This is a genomic window from Rothia sp. 11273D007AR (genome assembly GCF_053547255.1).
In genome coordinates this window covers 72,398-92,459 of the sequence record NZ_JBPPWJ010000008.1, presented here as the reverse complement: position 1 = coordinate 92,459, position 20,062 = coordinate 72,398, and the positions used below count along the sequence as shown (strand labels likewise).

At 62.9% G+C, this 20,062-nt stretch carries 12 protein-coding genes; 6 read left to right on the top strand and 6 right to left on the bottom strand.

Annotation, left to right across the window (positions count from 1 at the left end):
* Both ACED88_RS06020 and ACED88_RS06015 read right to left on the bottom strand, forming a co-directional pair.
* Positions 1 to 1,599, bottom strand: a complete 1,599-nt coding sequence (locus ACED88_RS06020) for an anchored repeat ABC transporter, substrate-binding protein (RefSeq protein ID WP_449109055.1) — start codon at positions 1,597 to 1,599, stop codon at positions 1 to 3.
* Positions 1,565 to 3,682, bottom strand: coding sequence for a TIGR03773 family transporter-associated surface protein (locus tag ACED88_RS06015; protein ID WP_449109054.1), 2,118 nt, complete (start codon positions 3,680 to 3,682; stop codon positions 1,565 to 1,567). Before ACED88_RS06015 ends, ACED88_RS06020 begins: the two co-directional genes overlap by 35 nt.
* A gap of 125 nt (positions 3,683 to 3,807) precedes the next feature.
* On the opposite strand from ACED88_RS06015, the gene ACED88_RS06010 reads away from it, so the two are divergent.
* Together ACED88_RS06010 and ACED88_RS06005 are read left to right on the top strand one after the other, a co-directional pair.
* A complete protein-coding gene (locus tag ACED88_RS06010) occupies positions 3,808 to 6,513 on the top strand; it encodes a choice-of-anchor M domain-containing protein (RefSeq protein WP_449109053.1) in 2,706 nt (901 codons plus the stop codon).
* A gap of 187 nt (positions 6,514 to 6,700) precedes the next feature.
* Positions 6,701 to 7,936 (top strand): NRAMP family divalent metal transporter, encoded by a 1,236-nt coding sequence (locus ACED88_RS06005; protein WP_449109052.1) that lies wholly within the window; start codon positions 6,701 to 6,703, stop codon positions 7,934 to 7,936.
* Positions 7,937 to 8,021: 85 nt separating this feature from the next.
* Here ACED88_RS06005 and ACED88_RS06000 read toward each other — a convergent pair whose 3' ends face one another.
* The 4 genes from ACED88_RS06000 to ACED88_RS05985 all read right to left on the bottom strand — a co-directional run bounded on the left by ACED88_RS06000 (position 8,022) and on the right by ACED88_RS05985 (position 14,311).
* Positions 8,022 to 8,708: a GntR family transcriptional regulator gene (locus tag ACED88_RS06000; protein WP_449109051.1), complete on the bottom strand. Its 687-nt coding sequence runs from the start codon at positions 8,706 to 8,708 to the stop codon at positions 8,022 to 8,024.
* Between the two features lie 976 nt (positions 8,709 to 9,684).
* On the bottom strand, positions 9,685 to 11,493 hold the full coding sequence (locus tag ACED88_RS05995; protein ID WP_449109050.1) for an acetyl/propionyl/methylcrotonyl-CoA carboxylase subunit alpha: 1,809 nt from the start codon (positions 11,491 to 11,493) through the stop codon (positions 9,685 to 9,687).
* Positions 11,494 to 11,498: 5 nt separating this feature from the next.
* The gene (locus tag ACED88_RS05990; protein WP_449109049.1) at positions 11,499 to 13,337 is read right to left on the bottom strand and encodes a 5-oxoprolinase subunit B/C family protein; all 1,839 of its coding nucleotides are present in this window, start codon (positions 13,335 to 13,337) and stop codon (positions 11,499 to 11,501) included.
* A 212-nt stretch (positions 13,338 to 13,549) separates the two neighbouring features.
* Positions 13,550 to 14,311 carry a LamB/YcsF family protein gene (locus tag ACED88_RS05985; protein ID WP_449109048.1) on the bottom strand — a complete coding sequence of 254 codons (762 nt, stop codon included), beginning with the start codon at positions 14,309 to 14,311 and terminating at the stop codon, positions 13,550 to 13,552.
* Positions 14,312 to 15,084: 773 nt separating this feature from the next.
* On the opposite strand from ACED88_RS05985, the gene ACED88_RS05980 reads away from it, so the two are divergent.
* The 4 genes from ACED88_RS05980 to ACED88_RS05965 all read left to right on the top strand — a co-directional run bounded on the left by ACED88_RS05980 (position 15,085) and on the right by ACED88_RS05965 (position 19,994).
* Positions 15,085 to 16,323: an MFS transporter gene (locus ACED88_RS05980; protein WP_449109047.1), complete on the top strand. Its 1,239-nt coding sequence runs from the start codon at positions 15,085 to 15,087 to the stop codon at positions 16,321 to 16,323.
* Between the two features lie 213 nt (positions 16,324 to 16,536).
* Positions 16,537 to 17,970, top strand: a complete 1,434-nt coding sequence (locus ACED88_RS05975; RefSeq protein WP_449109046.1) for an efflux RND transporter periplasmic adaptor subunit — start codon at positions 16,537 to 16,539, stop codon at positions 17,968 to 17,970.
* 3 nt (positions 17,971 to 17,973) lie between these two features.
* On the top strand, positions 17,974 to 18,699 hold the full coding sequence (locus ACED88_RS05970) for an ABC transporter ATP-binding protein (protein WP_449109045.1): 726 nt from the start codon (positions 17,974 to 17,976) through the stop codon (positions 18,697 to 18,699).
* Positions 18,700 to 18,701: 2 nt separating this feature from the next.
* Positions 18,702 to 19,994 (top strand): ABC transporter permease, encoded by a 1,293-nt coding sequence (locus ACED88_RS05965; RefSeq protein ID WP_449109044.1) that lies wholly within the window; start codon positions 18,702 to 18,704, stop codon positions 19,992 to 19,994.
* Positions 19,995 to 20,062 lie beyond the last annotated feature (68 nt).

The following is a 20,062-nucleotide window of genomic DNA, read 5'->3' as shown; positions in this document are numbered from 1 at the left end:
TTAGGTGGAACAGTCGGTAATGGCCTGCGCGTTGGCTAGCATCATCTGGGAGTAGCTGGGGGCATCTGCATCGAGGGAGTCGGAGTAGAGTTCGCAGACCCGTACCCCGGCCTCCTGGCCTACCTGCTGGAGCACCGGCGTCCTGTTCATCGACCCGCGCTCGGTGTAGAGGGCGGGTACGGCCAGGTCGTCGATGGTGCGGCGTAGGCGCTCGCGCTGCTGGATGCTGGGTTCTACGCCCGCGCCGGGGGAGACGTAGCCGGCGACGGTGAGCCCGTAGGTTGAGGCCAGGTAGCGGTAACCGTCGTGGGTGGTGACCAGGTTCTTAGCCGCATCGGGGAGCTGGCCGTAGATGCGGTGGAGTTCCCGGTCGGTGTCTGCCAGTTCGGTGAGCAGGGCTTCGGTGTTGGCCCGGTAGGTGGCGGCCCCGGCGGGGTCGGCGGCGGTGAGGGTGTCGCGTATGAGCTGGGCTGCGGCCATGGCGTTGGGTACCGAGTGCCAGATGTGGGGGTCGATTTCGCCGTGGACGTGCTTGCCCAGCACCGCCTGGGCCAGCAGGTAGACCTGGTCGCCGGGCTTGCCGAGGAAGCGGTACTGGGGCCCGGCGGGGAGCTCCTGCAGGGTGCGGGAGGGTACCGCAATGACGGTGCTGGCGGGGTCGTATTCGGTGACCTGACCGTCGGAGTCGGTGCGAATCACCAGGCGGCCGGTGTCGAGCTGGGCGGTGAGGTCGGCATGCCCGGCATCGAGGACGGTGACAGGCTGGCCGGTGGCCTCCTGTAGGGCGCGCACCTGGGCGTCGGGGGAGACACCGACAGCAAAGTGCACGGTGGTTGGGCGGACGTCGGTGAGGCCGTCCAAGGCCGCGCCGTCAGCGCCGCGGGCCTGAGCTTCAAGCTCCAGGGAGTATATACCCGGTTGAGTATATGCCCATGAAAGATGGGTATGGGCCTGAAGGGGGAGGGCGGTTTCCCCCAGGTTTCCCGCCTGTGTGCCGCCGTCCGCACCGGAGTCCGCTACCTTCTCAACTGACCCGAAGGTGCCGGTAATAAAGGCGGCGAGCTGGCCCGGCCCGCTGGCAGCAGTGGCCCTGAATGTGACCGAGGCGTCACGACCCAGGTCGGCATCGCGCGGGGCGCCAGAGGTGCGCAGACCCAGCCAGATGGAGTCGAGGGAGGCATCCTCAACAATCGGAATCAGGCTGCCCCCGTAGCTCTCGATCTCTTCGGCAACCGCCACAGAAAGCGCCCCCTCGGGCAGGTTAGCGTCGACCGTGCGCACCAGCTTCTGCTGCTCCAACAGCAGGCCGTTGGTGAAGGCTACGTCGGCGTAGGCTACGTCGCGAACATCGCGCAGGGAGGGCTCGTAGGTGTGGGGGTCAGCCCCCGCAGGGACCAGCGAGCTCACCCGGGCCCTGTCCCCGGCAACCGCCGAGACCAGGTCGGCCACAATGGGGGTGGAGGCCACCACCTGCAGGCCTTCCCGGCCCTGGTCCCCTGCACCGCCACAGCCGATGAGGGCCAGCAGGGCGGTCAGCAGGAGTGGGGCGAAGCGGCGAAAACGGTTACGCTGCACGGCGGGCAGAGCGACGACGAACAAAGAGCAGGACGCCCGCCCCGGCCAGCAGGGCCAGGCCACCGGTTACGGTGAGGGTGCCGGCCGATGAGGTGCCGGTGTAGGCTAGCTCGCCCCGGGCCGAGGCCTGCTGGGCCTTGGCGAGTTCGTCCTCGCTCAGGGTGCAGTCGCGCCCATCGGCGGTCTTGCCCACAATGCGCACCTGGGAGCCGTCGGGGCGAGTGACCAGGCCGGTGGCGCTATCGACAGAGCCCTGCCCACCAGCTGCAGGGGCGTTGGAGCTAGAGCCGCTACCGGCGTCCTGTTGCTGGGGCTGCTGTTCGGCCCGGGCAATATCGCCCACCTCAAAATTCAGGGTGCCGCTGGCCGAAACCTGACCGCCACTCTTGAGCGGCACAGACCAGGTGAGGGTCGCGGAGTAGACGCCGGGGGCGGTGAAGACCCAGTTGGCGTGCTGGTGGGTGTTGAGCGGAACCGAGAAGGAGTCGCCCACCCCGTTAAAGACGGTGGTCCCGGCTGATCCAAAGTTGCCGGAGAGGAAGACCGAGAGCTTACCCGGGCCCTGCAGGTCGGTCAGGGTGAGGGTTGCTGGGCCGGAAGCTTGGGCAACGAGCTCGGGGTTCTGGGTGTTCCAGCCGACCCAGGGAACGGTGGCCTGCTGGGTTGCCCCAATCAGGTAGACCTCGGCACCGGCCGGGGCGATATGGCCCATGCCACCGGGCATGGTGGTCTTGGCACCGTCACCCAGCACAAAGGTCAGGGCACCGGACTGCTTCCAGGTGGCGGGGGAGGTGCGGTCGTCCTTGACCTGGGCCGAGAGATTGCCGCCGCTCAATACTGCCCCGAAATCGAAGTGGCCGCTGGTGGCTTTGTCGGTGCTTGTGTTGACGGCTTTTTGGATGGTGAAGGCGGGCTTATCCAGGGTGCGTGCGGACGCCCGGTTAGCCGTACCTGCCTCACCCTGCTGGGCCTGGTCGGCAGGCTTGACCACTTCCTCGGTGGCCAGGCACTGCTGGGGCGCGGTGCCCCCGCTACCGCCTGCCGCGGAGTGCTGCTGGGTGGGGTGCTGTTGAGCTGGGTTCTGCTGAGCTGGGTTCTGGGCAGCCGGTGCCCGGTGAACCTGGCCGTTGCTTCCTGCGGCCGGGGCTGAATGTTGCTGGCCGGGCTGGGGGTTAGCACTTTCCTGGGTGCTGGCAGGAGCTGGTGCCGGGGTGAAGGGAGCGTAGGTGGGGCCCTGCTCCGTTGGTTGGGCGGACGCCGGCGCTTCGGCCCCTTCTGTCGGTGCGGGGGTACTGGGGGAGCTGCTATCGACTACCGGTGTTTCGGGTGCAACCGTGGGGGAGGGGCTGGTGGGCTGGGCTACCTCGGTGGGCTCGCCCAGTTCTGTGGGGAGCTGCCCCACCACAAAGGTGTAGGTCTGTTCGGTGCTGACGGGGGTGCCGTCCGCCCGGGTTGCGCTGGCGCGGAAGGTGAGCTCGTAGGTGCCGGTGGCGGTAAAGGCCCAATTGGCGTGCACGTGGGAACCAACCGGCTGCTGCAGGGCGGGCAGCTTCTCGCGGGAGCTAAAGACCCGCTCGGTGCCAAAGGGGGAGGACTGGAAGACCTCGACCGCACCACCCTCGGGGGCCTTGGTTTTTACGAGTTCTAGAGTCAGTTTGTCGCCGGCTAGCTCACCGGGGCGGATCCCCTCGGTGTTCCAGCCGGGCCAGAGCACTCCGGCTACCTGGGTCTGGGGTGCCAGCCAGATGGTTGACCCCTCGGCACCCAAAAAATCGAACCCTGCGGGTACGCTGACCCTGGTGTCAGCGCGGTCTTGCAGGTTGAAGATTGTTTGGGTGGGGTCAAGGCGGGTGCGGGGGGCGCCTGGTAAGTCGGCATAGGTGAAGAGGTCTAGCTGCCCGTCGGCTAGAGCCATAGCCAGGGCGTCGGTGTGCTCGACGGTGAGGACGGTGCGCGCCGCGGCTTCTTCGCCTGCGGTGGGGTCTGCCTGGCTGATGGTAGGGGTAGGACGCTCCTGCTCGGCTACTGCGGGTGAGGCTGCTAGGGGGCCTGCAAGCAGGGCCACGGAAAGGGCTGCGACCGAGAGGGCGCGGGGGAACTGGTGCATGGGTGGGTGCCTTCTATGTGTGTTGTTTGGCTTTTCTCGACACATAGAATATCTTTAATGATAATCATTCTCAACTTATGGGTGGTCTCCTCACCACCCACCCCGCACACATTAGAAAGATCGCAATGCAGAACCAAGCACCCGCCTCCTCCCCCTCACTGCACCGCGCTGCCCGCAGGCGTCCTTACCGTGCCCTAACCCTCTCGGCCCTGGCCATCGCCACCCTAGTCGGCTCAGCCCTGCCCGCCTCCGCCGGGCCCGACGACGGCAAAATCGTGGGCACCCAGGCCCACATCGACGCCCCGCAAACCGTCTGGGAGAACAACGGCTTTAGCCTCTACGGCAAGATGCCCCACGGCGATAAAAATGATGCCCTCGTGCCCTTTGATCGGTCGGTTCTCTGGCTGGGCAAGGGCTATTCCGCCCGCGCCGAGGCCAAAAACCAGTACATCTTCACCGTGCCCGATTCGCCCAACGCCAGCTTCCTGGGCAAGCCCGGCGACAAGCTCTACATGGCCCCCTCCCTGCCCTACGGCAACCACAACCCGGCCTGGATCGGCTTCGGGGCGGACACCAACATCCCCGTTGAAAACTTCCGCGACGGCACCTTCACCCTTGACCTGCTGAACGTCAACGGTCCCGGCGTCATGGAGATGTTCACCTACCGCTCCAACTACTTCCCTAACGACGTGCGCCGCATGCTCAGCTCCACCGACCCCGATTTTCAGTCGGCCGTGCTCACCCCCGGTGCCCACACCCACAACTTCACCACCTTCTCCCGCCCCGGCCGCTACGAGGTCACCTACCGCACCGTTGCCCGTGGCCTCGACGGCCAAACCATCGAATCTAAGCCCACCACCGCCGTCTGGCAGGTGGGCGGCAACCGCCCGGCAGACGGCGCTGGTGTTGCAACTGAGGCACCCCTGATTGATACCTACAACACGGCCCTGACCACCTCTCTTGCCGCAGAAAACTACAGCCTGACTCTGGCTCCCAAAGCCAGCCCTGAAAAGGACGGCGACGACTCCCTCACCGACATCACCTTCGATGCCGGGCGCACCGACGTCTCGGGCACCCTGACCCTCTACAACCAGGGCTACTTCCTCACCGACGTGCGCGTTGAAAACGGTAAGGCCACCTGGTCAGAAATGCTGGGCTCCCTAGATTCCCAGATTCAGGGCGTCTTCATTCCGGACGGCGCCGCGGCAACTTCCGGTGCCAAGGCCGCCAAGTGGGTCACCCCCGCCCTGACCTACGCACCCGGGGGGAGTGCGTCCGTACGCTCAGATGCGGGTGAAGGACGCTGGCCCGCCCCCACCGCTGACCCCGGCAACACCGTGCTCCCCACCGGCCACCACGCCCTGACCAGTGGTGACTACACCGTCACCATCAAACCCTCAGACCATGAGGGCTACAACCTGGTGCAGATTAAATTTGCTGACCCCACCGTGCGCGGCTACGTTTCAGGCGGCATGTTCCGCCGGGCCGAAGACGCCTCAGGCGCCGCCAACTGCTACGCCCACATCGACAACGGGGTCGCCAGCTGCTACCTGAGCGCAGCCAGCTGGCTCAAGGGCTACCACGCCATCTTCAACATCACCCCCCACCCCGACATGGATGCCCACACCGACCGGCACACCGTCACCAGCGATTATGTGCCCGGCCAGGAATATAGCTCCAAGGGTTCGCTTGCGCTGACTGAGCCGGTGCTTGCTCCCAGCCAGCCTGCTCCGAGCCCCGAGCCCAGCTCCTCCGCATCTTCACCGAGCAGCCCGGCCCCGAGCCCGTCCGCCCCGGTGCAGCCGGAACCAACCGTTAGCCCCACGGCCCCCGCCCAGCCCCTGCCCGATGCCCGCCAGTGCAAGGCTCCTGAGCTCGAAGGCCGCTATCTGCTCACCGACGGGCACGTCGATATCAAGGCATCCCTGGCAGGCGGGGCATTGAAGTTGGCGCTGAAGGACGAGACCGGGTCTGTTACTCGCGAAGCTGCTGAGCGGTCCCTGAATGACGTGGTGCTGGGCCTGGGCGATAACACCCGCTTTGCCCGCCAGGAGCAGATGATGGCCCCCGAGCTGGACTTCCTGGGCGAGGCCGGTAGTGAGTTCTATGGCCTGCCGCAGACCCAGCAGGCCGGTATTCTCTGGCCGGGCTGGAACACCCAGGACGTTGACTACGCCCAGCTTGCCGGGCCGGTCACCCTGCACCTGGTGCCGGTTGAGGTTCCGGACGGTGCTGCCTACGGGGTCTACGAGCAGGACTTCGCCGGGGCCGTCACCCTGCACGCCGGGGGCGCTACCAAGGACACCACCATTGACATTGATTTCGCTACCCACGCCCACGCCAACTGGGTCTTTACCGACCCCGGGGTCTACGGGTTCGACGTCTACTACAGCGCCCCGCTGCCCAATGGAACCACGGCCCGCAGCGAGACCCAGCGTGCGGTCTTTGCTGTAGGCGGCGCGGCGATTGACGACTGCCTGGCTGTAGCTGAGAATGCCCCCAGCCCTGAGCCCAGCCAGCAGCCGACTGCCCAGCCCACGGTACAGCCATCAGGGGAGCCTTCCGTGCAGCCTGGCTCCGCTCCCGCTGCGGGTAGCTCCACCTCGCCGGGGGCAGGGGAGCCGGCGGACGGCGTCCGCGCAGCTGGCAATGACGGTGCATCTGCCGCCGCAGGGGTGGCAACCGGCCAGTCTGGCGCTGGTCAGAGCCAGCAGGCCTCGGGCAGTGGTGGCAGCCTGGCCTCAACCGGTGCCTCGGTGCTGGGTGTAGCTGCCGCCGGTGCCCTGGCGCTGGGGGTGGGCGTCCTGACGCTGCGCCGCCGTCAGTGCTAGCCCCCCCGCTGAACCCGCCCCCTTAAAAGTGCAACTGCCCTTCACTAAGTGACGGGCAGTTGCACTTTTACGATGGCGCGTGCGCGAGCTCTCCTCTTGCGATTGTTCAACAATTGTGTAATCTATGTCTATGACCTAGCACGCACTATGACGCCCCCGTCGCGTGCCCGCACCCCCAAGGAGAGACATGGCAGACGCAAACGCCCTGATCACCCCCAAAGAACAGGCCGACAAAGGCCGCCGCACCGCCCTCCTCGGTGCCCTCTTCCTCATGGCCACCAGCGCCATCGGCCCCGGCTTCATCACCCAGACCGGCCAATTCACCTACCAGATGGGCGCAGCCTTCGCCTTTGCAATTCTGGTATCCATCCTCATCGACATCGCCGTCCAGCTCAACGTCTGGCGCGTCATCGGCGTCTCCGGCATGAAAGCCCAAGAGCTCGCCAACTCCGTCCTACCCGGCCTCGGCATCTTCCTGGCCATCCTGGTGGCCCTGGGCGGCTTCGTCTTCAACGTCGGCAACGTCGCCGGCGGCGGCCTGGGCCTGAACTCCATGCTCGGCCTGGACGCCACCACCGGCGGTATCGTCACCGCCCTTCTGGCCATCGGCGTCTTCCTCTCCAAACGAGCCGGTGTAGCCCTGGATCGCATCGTCGTCGTCCTCGGCGCTGTCATGATCCTGGCAACCCTCTACGTCGCGATTGTCTCTAACCCGCCCGTCGGTGAAGCCCTCAAAAACACCGTCATTCCCAGTGAAGTGAACTTCACTGTTATTACCACCCTGGTTGGTGGCACCGTCGGCGGCTACATCACCTACGCCGGCGCCCACCGTATGCTGGACGCCGGTATCTCAGGCACCGAATACGTCAAGGACATCTCCCGCTCATCCGTCACCGGCATTATCATCACCGGTGTGATGCGCTTCCTGCTCTTCCTGGCGATCTTAGGCGTGGTAGCTACCGGCGTGGCCCTCGATACTGAAAAATCCATCGCTGGTCAGGCCTTCGGCATTGCAGCAGGTGAAATAGGAACCCGCCTCTTCGGTCTGATCCTCTGGGGTGCGGCTATCTCGTCGGTGATTGGCGCGGCCTTCACCTCGGTCTCCTTCCTGACCTCCTCCAAGACTTCCGTGACCGTCAAGAACGCCCTGACCATCGGCTTCATCGTCGTCTCAACCATCGTCTTCGTTATTGCAGGTAAGGCCCCCGCCACCCTGCTGATTGTTGCCGGTGCAGTCAACGGCCTGATCCTGCCGGTCGGTTTTGCAGTTCTGCTGTTTGTGGCAACCTTCCGCGCCAAGACCCTGCTCAAGGGCTACGCCTACCCTATCTGGCTGATTGCTATCGGCTGGGTCTCCTGGCTGCTGACCATCTACCTGGGCTACAAGTCCCTCAGCGGTATTGCCGCCCTTTGGGCAGGCTAAGCCCCGGGCCTGCCCCAGGCCGTGGGTAACAAGGACGCCCCGCCCCACCTTTCACCACGAAAGGCGGGGCGGGGGCGCCCTGACGTTAAAAACCCTGGGTGAAGTAGTTGCGGGACTCCGCCAGGTACTCCCACAGGTAGGCGCGGGCGACCTCTCGCTGACCTGATTCGACCAGGTTCAAGAGGTGGGCATTGCGCTCCACATAAGGGGCGTGGAAGCCCGGCACCGTCACCTGCGAAAAGAAGAGCAGACGCATTTCAGCCAGGATGCGCGACATTGCCTGGGTCAGGCGAGCGGAGCCTGCATGATCGACCAGGGCCCGGTGAAAATCCTGGTTAGCGCCCGCCATGCCCGTGACCGACCCGCGCTCCCGGGCCTCCTCAGCCCGGCCTAGGGCCCGGTGGGCCCGGGGGATAGGGCCAGTAGCTGCCACATCCAGGGCAGCTGCCTGAATCGCCCAGCGCTCAATAAAAAGATCAGCGACCTGCTCCGGGCCGGGCTTAGCCACAAACACCCCCCGATTAGGGACTCGCTCAACCAGGTTCTGGGCCTCCAAGAGGGTAAAAGCTGCCCGCAGGGTATTCCGGGAAACACCCAGGGTGCCCGCCAAGTGCTCCTCGGCGAGCTTAGACCCGGGGGTCAGGGCCCCGGCGTCCATAGCGGAACGCAGGGTATCAGCAGCCCAATCAGTGGTCTGGGCATGGCTCGGCCGGGTGCGGGCAATCTCTGCCAGGGAAGGGGCAATATCGATGCTGGTAGTCTCGGGGTTCACGGTTTCATTCTACCGAGCAAGAACCCACGGCAGTTAAGCGCCCAGCCTCGCCCCTGGGGATGCGGGTAGGTGCAGAAGTTCGCTGACCTGGCGCGGGCACTCATCGTGACAAGACCCGCTATCCATAGGGTTTTTGGGTGTAGACCTGCATAACGCGAGATGTGCCAGCTACCCAGCTTCCAAGTGCCGGATCGATAGCCTGAGTCAGGCGGACAGCGGAACGGAAGACTTTTTTAACATCGACGTTGAGCAGGCTTTCTTGATGAGCTATGCGGTTTCGAGCGGTACTTACTTGGTTGACTCGATGGGAGATGAGATAAGGGTAGGCATTCTGGTAAGGAAAGGCATATTTGATACTTTCATCCCAGAGTTTAATCTGTGCATCGCGTATTCTCTGCTTGTCGCGACTCAGATGCCTCGGATGAGAAGAGTCGCTTCTATATCTCGCGTCAGGTAAGAGGCGTCCCCAAAGTCCCAGGGTTGTATGAGCAAGGATGTCGTCGTAGTTAACCGTGTGGCCGTATCTGGGGTGGGTAGCAAGTCGGTTACTTTGGTCAGCGACAGCTCGCTGGTAGGCCGTATCGTAAGGGGAAGTTTTTCTGCCTCGGCCTGTAATGATAAGTGTGGCTAATTCTTTGGCGGGGTGCTTTAACCACTCCTCGCTAGCTCCACCGTACCGATGCCTGGGCTAACTCGATATTCCACAGATAAAGTGCTCTCTGCGCCTCTCTATCCGAACTCCACGAAGTGTAGGAAGCAAATCGGGCAGGAGCCATATGAGCTTCAAAAGGGTAGGTCATGTATAGATAGTAACCTGCATCTTAGAAAATATGTTCTATTGATTCTCCTCTGGCGCGCGCGTAGGCTTTAATCAGAAGCCGGGCCGCCAACTTGCTATGTTGGTTATAAAAGTGACCCAGGTATTTTTGAATGAAGTTTAAATCCCCGCATTCGCTCATGAATGCGGGGACTTCTTTTATTCGAAGACCACCAGCACCTCGCCTGCCGCTAGGCGCTTACCTACCTGGGCGGGAAGTTCTGCCACGGTCCCGGCGGCTTCAGCTAGCACCGGAACCTCGGTCTTCATAGCCTCCAAGAGGGCCACCTGGTCCCCGGCGGCAACCTCATCGCCCACAGTCACGGTGTACTTGAGCAAAGCCCCACCCATAGGGGCTAGTACCTGCCCGGCACCTGCCTGCTCCTGCCCGCTCGCGGGGGCGGGCGCGTCCGCCCCCGAACCCAGTGAAGCAAACACCGAATCAGGCAGGCCAACCCGGTGCGGGGTGCCGTCAATTTCCAGGGTGAAGCGGGTGATGCCGGTGCCCGGGAAGACGCTAGCGCCCACCGGCAGCAGGGGCTGACGGTAGGACGCCTGCGCCCCGCCCCCAGCCTCAGCACCGGAAGGCCCGGTGGCAGCGTCCTTGCCCTGGGCAAGGGAGGGGAGGAAGGTATCCTCAATCCAGGTGGTGTAGACCCCGAAGTCTCCGCCCTCAGCGGTAAAAGCTGGTGCTTCAAGCACCTGCCGGTCAAAGGGCAGGACGGTTGCCACCCCGGCGATATCCATCTGGGCCAGGGCGAAGCGGGCCCGGCGCAGGGCCACATCGCGGGTGGGTCCGGTGACAATCAGCTTAGCCAGCATAGAATCAAACTCGCCGCTAACTACAGAGCCCGGACGCACCCCGGCGTCCCAGCGAATCCCGGGGCCAGAGGGCACGGTAATGGACTCAAGACGGCCAGCTGCGGGCAGGAAGCCCCGGGCCGGGTCCTCAGCATTGATGCGGAACTCAAAGGCATGGCCAAGCGGCTCAGGAGTCTCAGTAAAGGGCAGGGGCTTGCCCGCCGCGATATCAAGCTGCAGGGCCACCAGGTCAACGCCGGTGACCTCCTCAGTGATCGGGTGCTCCACCTGAATACGGGTATTGACCTCCAGGAAGGAAATGGTGCCATCAAGGGCCACCATAAACTCGGCGGTACCCACACCCACATACCCGGCAGCCCGGAAAATCTCAGCGGACGCCCGCTCAATCTGGGCCCGCTGCTCTTCGGTGAGGAAGGGGGCAGGGGCCTCCTCAATCAGCTTCTGATTACGGCGCTGCAAAGAGCAGTCGCGGGTGCCCACCACCACCACATTGCCGTGGGAATCGGCTGCCACCTGAGCCTCCACATGGCGGGGCTTCTCTAGGAAACGCTCAATGAAGCACTCCCCGTTGCCGAAAGCAGCCATAGCCTCGCGCGAAGCTGCAACGAAGGCGTCCTCTACCTCGCCCAGTTCCCGCACGATACGCATACCGCGTCCGCCGCCGCCGTGGGCAGCCTTGATGATGGAGGGCAGGCCGTGCTCCTGGGCAAAGGCACGGGCCTCTTCGGGGGAGGCGACGGGTCCGTCCGACCCGGGTGCCAGGGGAGCCCCCACCGCCTGGGCCAGCTCGCGGGCCTTGACCTTATCTCCCAGGGCCTCGATAGTCTCGGGGGCAGGGCCAATCCAGGTCAGCCCCGCAGCGATCACGGCGCGGGCAAAATCGGCGTTCTCCGCCAAAAAACCATAGCCGGGGTGAACATCGGTAGCCCCCGACTTTACCGCTACTGCCAGCACCTTCTCAATATCCAGGTAGGTTTCCGCCGGTCCGGCGCCTTCCAGGGCATAGGCCTCATCGGCCAGGGCGGTGTGCAGGGCCTCGGCGTCCGAATCGGCGTAAACCGCCACCGAGGCGATACCCTGGGCGGCGCAGGCGCCAATTATACGGACGGCAATCTCGCCACGGTTAGCAACTAAAACTTTACGCATGGGGCTCACTTTTCGATCTCGGAGGGGGTGGAATCGGCGAAGGTCAGAAGGTCAAACCGCAGCCGGGTGCCGGGCGGGGCCTGGGCCAGTAAGCGCAGGTCAGCCGGGTGGACCGTGGCAATGACGGGGTAGCCGCCAGTCACCGGGTGATCAGCCAGGAAGACCACCGGCTCCCCGCTCGGCGGCACCTGAATCGCCCCAGCCACCATGCCCTCGCTGGGCAGCTCCCGGGTTATAGCCCGGGTCAGGACGTCGGTGGGCTGGGGGGCTGAGGGCCCGCCGGCGGGGCTGTTCGGGACGTCCTGCCCCAGCGGGGCCCCCTGCACGCTGTCAGCCAAGATCAGTCTGATCCCGATACGGTCACTGGACTGGGAGACTTCCCAGGTCACATTGGTAAACCTGCCCAGGGACTCGGGGGTAAACCAGTCCTCACGCGGCCCAGCATAGGTACGGATTTTCAGCACCTTGCCCGGCTCCGGCAGGGGCAGAGCTGGCGCGGGATCAGCCACCACCGCTGAGCTGGTGTAGGCCCGGCCCAGGCGCTCGCCAACACCCAGGGGGGCAGGTCCCAGACTGGCCAGAGTGTCGCGGGAGGCGCTCGCCGCCTCGGTTCTAGCGGCAAACCCTCCGCGTACTGCCAGATAGGTGCGTAAGCCCCGGGCCGGTGCGCCCAGGGTCAGGGTCTGGCCGGGCTTCAGGGCAAAGGGGGTATAGGAGGGCACAGTCAGGGGTGTCTCTGCCGCTGGGGCTGAATCCTCTGCGGGGTCTGTAGGCTGCCCTGGGGTGTCCTGGCTAATCTGCGCCGGGGTATCTGCCCCTGTCAGGGCTACCTCTACGTCGGCTAGGGCGGTCAGCTTCAGTCCGCCAGCGAGGTTTTCGAGTACGGTGGCACCAGCCGAATTACCGACCAAACGGTTAGCTTCAGCTGCCGCAGCCCGGTCCGCAGGCCCAGAAGGGGAGACGCCCCAGTGGGTGAGACCGGCTCGCCCCCCGTCCTGGAAGAGGGTCAGTAGCCCCGGCGCCTTTACCTCAAGCACAGGTTGGGCAGGTACCTGCCCGGGCTCAGCGGGGTGGGCGGGGGTGCCCGTCTGCCCAGAGCTAATCGGGTGCGAACCTGCCTGGGGCTGGCTGGCCGGGGCGGGAGCGTCCTGAACCCCTGCCTGACCAGCCGTGATGAGTTCACGCACCGCCTCGAACTGCACCTGCATACCCGGCTCCAGTAGGGCGGGCGGGTTCTGGGTAAGGTCCCAGAGGGGGGTGTTGGTGTGACCGATTAGCTGCCAGCCGCCAGGGGAGGTGCGGGGGTAGATACCTGAGAAATCACCGGCCAGACCCACCGACCCGGCAGGCACCGAGGTGCGCGGGGTGGCTCGTCGCGGAACATTCAGCACATTATCGTGCCGGTGCAGGTAGAAGAAGCCGGGGGCAAAGCCCGCAAAGGCTACCGACCAGTGGCCGGTGGTATGGGCGTAGATGACCGCCTGCTCGCTGATGCCCAGGTGGTTGGCTACATCGGTGAGGTCCTGGCCATCGTAGATCACCGGGATGGTCACGGTGTGCCCGTGGGTACGCACATCGCCGGAGGCTTGCGGCAGGCGGGGGTCGCTCAGAAAGGACGCCGTGTGGGCAGGGGTTTCAAAACGCACCAGGACGGTCTGAGCTGCAGGAACCAGTTCAACCTGGCCCTGGGCCGGGTGCTGCTGCAGGTGACCGTGCAGGTGCAGGGCGTTTTCAAGGGTGTGGCAGTCGACCAGGGCGGCCAGGGCTCCGAAAGGTTTGACCGTGTAGATATCGGCTGTGCGCCCGCTGGTGGTGGACCTGCCGGGTGTTTGCGCGGTGGCCATGGCGCCCCTCTCTGCTAGCTTCTTGGGGGACGGAGTAGTGGCTGGCCCGGCGGTGGGGCCTGATTCATGTCCCTCTTCCTGAGATTGTTCAACAATTTTGGCAGATGTGGTGGGGCGCACGCAAGTCCTCCCCGCCGAACGTGCCACTTACTCCCGAGCGGGGCAGTAAGACCCCCACATCTCGGGAATAAGTGGCACACTCGCGCAAGGTCCTAGGCGAAGGCCGCCACCTGAACCCCGGCGTCCTCAAGAGCAGAACGCACCTGAGCCGCAATAGCCACAGCGCCGGGGGTATCCCCGTGCACACAGACGCTGGCAGCCTGCAGGGGAATCACAGACCCGTCAACGGCAACAACCTCCCCGTCAACCGCCATACGGACAACGCGCTCAGCCACAGCCTGCGGATCATGAATGACCGCCCCGGGCTCACGACGGGACACCAGAGTACCCTCGGGGGTATAGCCGCGGTCAGCAAAAGCCTCATAGAAAACAGGGACGCCCAGGGCATCGGCAGCCCGGGCCACCTGTGAACCGGGTAAGCAAAGAATCGGCAGGTCACCCAGCTCATGCAGGGCCTGGGCAACCGCCTGAGCCTGCACGGTATGGTGGACGATTGCGTTATAGAGCCCACCGTGGGGCTTACAGTAACGCACCTCAGTACCCTCAACACGGGCAATAGCCTGCAGGGCACCAGCCTGGTAAATCACCGAATCAGTTAACTCGGTAGCCGTCATATCCATAAAACGACGGCCAAACCCACCCAAATCAGGGTAGGACACATGGGCCCCGAGAGTAACCCCGTTCTCGCGGGCCGCCCGCACCGTTGCCCGCGCCACCGACGGGTCGCCAGCATGGAAGCCGCAGGCAATATTAGCGGAAGACACAATCTGCATCATCGCAGCATCGTCTCCCATAGTCCAAGAGCCGAAAGACTCACCAGAGTCTGAATTGAGGTCAAGTACGCGTGTAGTCATAGCACCAGGGTACCGCCCCCAACACAAAGCTGATATATAGGAAAGGATAGGTAGCTACAAGGGTGGGCAAACCATACTGGATATATCAGCTAGCGGGATAGCTACCCGGAACTGATCAATCTGCCCGAGAGGGCAACCAACAATGTATGTGATTGAGAAACGCGAGCCACCGGCTCGCTTTTCTCAGTTAATAGGGGGCAAGAATTGGGCGGCGCCCGGCCCAGAGGGAACATAAGGACGCTTTCACGACTCGATAGCGCCTCACAGCCCTGGCCGCTGGCGTCCTGATTCTGCGCAGGAGGCATAGCTAATGCACAGCTTCCGCTGGCCTAGGGCATAGGCTAGGTTGCCATACTGGTATCAAGAGCTCAAGGAGAGAGAACCGGAAAGCTTAAGAATGGTGAGAATCCCTTCAGAGACAAGTGTGTTTCACACTTGAAAAAGGTAGCCGCCCGTGAGGGCCGCATAGAATGTGTGTGTTTGAGAGAAGCGAGCCAACCGGCTCGCTTTTCTCTCGTTAACCTAGGGGTTCACGGTTTCCCAGCGGCCAATTAGTCTCAAAGGGCACCCAGAGTCTTGGTCTAGCTCCTGCTGCCCTCACAGCCCTGCTTGCTCTTGCCCAGATTCTGCTCAAGTTCAAGAACTAGCTACTCATCCTTCAGGCAGGGGTCGCTATAACTTTCTTTAGGCTGACTATTTTCTGCCCAAGGATTCTCAGACCCGGCCAGGGGGACTAGAATTGCTCTGGTCAGACTGACAGGAGCACACCACACATGGCACAAACCTTAGACCCCCGCCGGGTCACCCTCTATACCTGGATTATCTCGGTAGGGGGTTTCCTCTTTGGCTATGACACCGGAATCATCAACGGAGCCCTTCCTTTCCTGCAAGAGGATTTCACCCTCTCCCCGGCAGCTGAAGGGGTCGCTACCTCTGCCCTCACCCTGGGTGCAGCCTTCGGGGCCCTGCTGGCTGGGCGGCTTATTGACCGCTTTGGCCGCCGCCGGGTGCTCTTCGCCCTGGCCCTGGCCTTCTCGGTCAGCTCCCTGGGGCTCACTATGGCCCCAAACCTGGGGCTCTTTATTCTCTTCCGGGTACTGGTGGGCCTGGCGGTGGGTGCAGCCTCAGCCGTCGTGCCAATCTACCTGGCTGAAATATCCCCGGCCAACCGCCGTGGTGCCATTGTTACCCGAAACCAGTTCATGATCGTTACCGGCCAGCTAACCGCCTATGTTGTGAACGCAATGATTGGTAACATTTTTGCCCACCAGCTGATGATCTGGCGGGTTATGTTCGCTATCTCCATCATTCCTGCCCTGGTCCTCTTCATAGGCATGTTCCTGGTGCCAGAATCACCAGGCTACCGTTCTGGGGTAAAAACTGAAGGGGGCGCCTTCAGGGAGCTCTGGGGCAACCCCGCCCTGCGTACCAGCCTGCTGCTGGCTTCAGCTATTGGCATCACCCAGCAGGCTACAGGTGTCAATGCCCTGATGTACTACGGCACCCAGGTTCTGCGTGAGGCCGGTTTCTCAACGGATGCGGCCCTGACGGCCAATATCTCTAACGGGGTGCTTTCGGTTCTGGGTGCTGCGGTGGGCCTCTGGTTTGTTGGCCGCTTCCCCCGCCGGCTGGTGCTGACCCTTGGCCTGGTGGGTACCACCTGCTCACTGGCCCTGCTGGCCCTGACCTCCCAGCTGCTCGATGCCTCTGCCCGCCCCTGGGCTACCTTGGCTATTTCGATTCTCTTTCTCATCTTCCAGCAGGGGGCGGTTTCACCCGTTACCTGGCTGCTGATGAGCGAAATCTTCCCCTCTAGGGTGCGCGGGGTTGGGATGGGCCTGGCTACTTTTACCTCTTGGATGGCTAACTTTATAGTTTCCCTCTTCTTCCCCCAGCTGGTTGCCGCCCTTGGCCTTGGTCTGACCTTTGGGGTTTTTGCCCTGATCGGTCTTGGCCTGATTGCCTTCACCCGCGCGGCAGTACCTGAGACAGCAGGGCGGGTTATGGACTAGTCCGATCAGCTAGGAAGGTGACAGGCCCCGTCATACTTGGGCCTGTCCTTTTCTTTTAAGGGAAAAATAGTGCTGTTTGGGGATTAACCCCTTACACTAAAAAGAGAAGTAGACCACATTTATCTCTGCTAGTGAAGGGTTAGCCTGATGAGTACACCTCCAACACCCCCTGCTCCAGACCTTGCTCCCAAGCGTCCACCGGCCAAAAAGAAAATGAGCACCCTCAGTAAGGTCCTGATTGGGGTTGCCCTAGGCCTTATTGCCCTCATAGCTATCGCTGCCCTTCTCCTCTCAAGCCTCTTCGGGGGTAACAGGGCCGCCCAGGGCAGTATTCCCGCCACCGACTACCTGGTTCTTAGCGAGGAAGGAGTGAGCAACAAGGTGCGGGTAGACGGCAGTATCGCCCCTGGAGAAGTCCGCTCCATCACCACCTACCTCACCAGCCCTATCAGTTCCGTTGAGGTGGAGGTTGGTGACCGGGTTGAACTCGGCCAAACCCTAGCCACCATCGACACCTCCACCCTGCAGGGGGACCTCGATACCCAGCGCACCCAGCTTGAGGGGGCCGTCACCAGCGCCCAGAGCGCCCTCACTGCCGCCCAGGCCGCCTACGACCAGCACGCTGCTGGAATCGCTAACGGCACTAATTCCGAAATCTTAGCGGCCCTAGCAGCCCAGCGGGTAGCTAATGAGCAGCTCACCCAGGCTAACAGCGACCTGCAGGCCAAGTACCGGCTAAGGGACCAGGCTGCTGCTGCCGGTGAAGATCTGACCATGATTAACACCGAAGTTGCCGCCGCCGAATCTGCCCTGCGCCTGGCTAACGGGGCAAAGGCTGACGCAGACACAGGCCTAGCCACCGCCCGCAGCTCTGCCAACACCCAGCTTGCAGCCCTAGAAACTGAGCTCAACAGCGCCCGCACCGCCCTAGCCGCTGCAGAAACCACCCGCGATCAGACCCTCACCGCCCTGCAGGGCGACCTCGCCTCAGCTACCCTTACCTCACCCATTAACGGTGTTGTTATGAGCGTTGCCAAGCCTGGCGCACCAGCAACCGGTCCCCTGGTGACTATCGGTGATGATTCTAAACTGACCATCACCACGAGCGTCCGTGAAGTTGATATCGCCAAGATTCAGGAGGGCAACCGGGTTACCTTCACCGCAGGGGCCACCGGCAGTAAGGAATACACCGGCACCGTCACCTCGGTCGCTTCTATCGCTGACTCTGCCCAGCAGGCCAACCCTGAGGCCGCAGCGGCCGCAGCAGCCACAGCAGCCGGTAGCTCACCTACCTTCACCGTCACCATTGAAGTCACCGGCGACCGTGAAGGCCTCTACCTGGGCTCCTCCGTCAAGGCCAATATCATCACCTCAGAGGAAGAAAACGCCCTGTCCGTCCCCCTCGACGCTGTTTACACCAATGACCTGGGCAAGGACAGCATCGTTGTCGCTACCCCCACCGATGACGGCTCCTACATCCTTGAAGAACGCACCGTCGAAACCGGCCTGGCTAACGACATCGACATCGCCATCACCGGCGGCGACGTAGCAGCTGGCGACATGGTGCTCATGTACGGCGAAATGTACCGCTACCGGGTGGGCGAAACCGTCACCCTCGATGTTTCCACCGGCAGCTTCGGGTGGTAAGCCATGAACAGCTCCATCAGCACCCAGCCCCCACCTGGCCCGCGCCCCCTGATCGAGATGCAGGGCATCGCCAAAACCTTCAACCAGGGAACCGCCAGCGCAATTACAGTCCTTCCCGGCATTGACTTCCACGTCAACCAGGGGGAGTTCCTCTCGGTAGTCGGACAATCAGGTTCAGGGAAAACAACGCTCATGAACATCATTGGCCTCCTTGACCGCCCGACCGCAGGCTACTACGTTTTCGCTGGCGAAAACATCGCAGAGCTCGACGATAACGCGCTGGCCTACTACCGCAGCCAAAACATTGGCTTCATCTTCCAGAACTTCAACCTTGTAGGCCGAATCTCAGCCCTCAAAAACGTTGAAATGCCCATGATGTACGCCGGCATGGGGGCCAAAGAACGCCACGAACGGGCTGCCCACCTTCTTGAACAGATGGGCATGGCAGACCGCATGACCCACAGCCCCGCCGAGCTTTCTGGCGGTCAGAAGCAGCGCGTCGCCGTCGCTCGGGCCCTGGCCAACGACCCGCCCCTGCTCCTGGCCGACGAACCCACCGGCGCCCTGGACTCCCAGACCGGGCGCATGGTCATGGATCTCTTCCACCAGCTCAACCGTGAGCAGGGGAAAACCATCGTCTTCATCACCCACAACCCCGATCTGGCTGCCGAAACTGACCGCATCGTCACCATGATCGACGGTCGAATTACAGAGGAGGTCTCGCAATGAACGTGCGTGAATCAATCTCCCTGGCCCTGGGGAGCCTGCGCACCAACAAAATGCGGTCCTTCCTGACCCTTTTGGGCATTATCGTGGGTATTGCCTCCGTCATTACGATTCTCACCCTGGGGCACGCCCTCAAAACCCAGACCACCGAGTCGATTTTCAGCTCGGGGGCAAACGACATTATCGTGCAGGTCAAACAGCGCCCCACCGAAGAGCAGGAAGCTGCCGGCCTCACCAGCAGCCCGATGGGTATGCCTGGTGAGTACGTCGAAGTCAGCCGTGAGGCTAAATTCGATAGTGAAGACATCGCCCACCTCAAAACAGCCCTGGGCGACACCATTGCCGGTATCCCCCTGGGCGGCAACATGACGACGCCCATGAACCTCTACGCTGAGGACGGCTCCGAAGCCCCCTACGCGGAGACCAAGTTCGTCAACACCGACTACCTAGACCTCAACCCCGTTAACCTGCTTGCCGGCCGCACCATCAACCAGAACGATATTGACAGTGAGCGCATGGTGATTCTGATCTCGACCGACCAGGTCGGCCAGCTTTTTGCTGGGGATATTGCGGCTGCTGTGGGCAGTGAAGTAGAGATCGAATCCGGTATGGGGAGCCGCTATGCCCTTGTGATTGGGGTCTATGCACCTGACACATCAGGTAGCGGAATATTCTCCTTCCCCATGCCCGGCGCGGTTTACCTTCCGATTAGCCTTGAAGAGGAATTTAACACCTGGAGCCCCGGCGCTTACGAGCAGATTTCGATTCGTCCAGCTGAGGGGAAGGACCTTGCCCAGGTCCAGGCCCTGCTTCAGGCCCAGTTGACCTCAATGTACCGGGCTGACGAGCAATATATGGCTGAGATCCGGGACTTCTCAGCCATGACCGAGTCCTTCAACGCGGTGCTGGACGGCATTAGTTCAGCTATCTCGGCTATCGCCGGGATTTCGCTACTGGTCGGTGGCATTGGCGTTATGAACATTATGCTGGTGACCGTTACCGAACGCACCCGCGAAATCGGCATCCGCAAGGCCCTGGGGGCAACGCGAGGGGCTATCCGCCTACAGTTCGTGGTGGAGGCCATGATGGTCTGCCTGGTCGGCGGTATCCTTGGTGTTCTGCTGGGCGGTGGCCTGGGTATGCTGGGGGCCAAGCTGCTAGGCACCTTCGTCTTCCCGCCCCTGAGCGCCGTGCTCCTGGCCCTGGGCTTCTCCCTGGCTATTGGCCTCTTCTTTGGCTACTACCCGGCCAACAAGGCGGCCAAACTCGATCCCATCGACGCCCTGCGCTACGAGTAGCCGCCCGCCTTACCCCCGGGTGAGCAGACGAAAAATAAGGACGCCGCCCCGCACCTTTCTGCCAATTG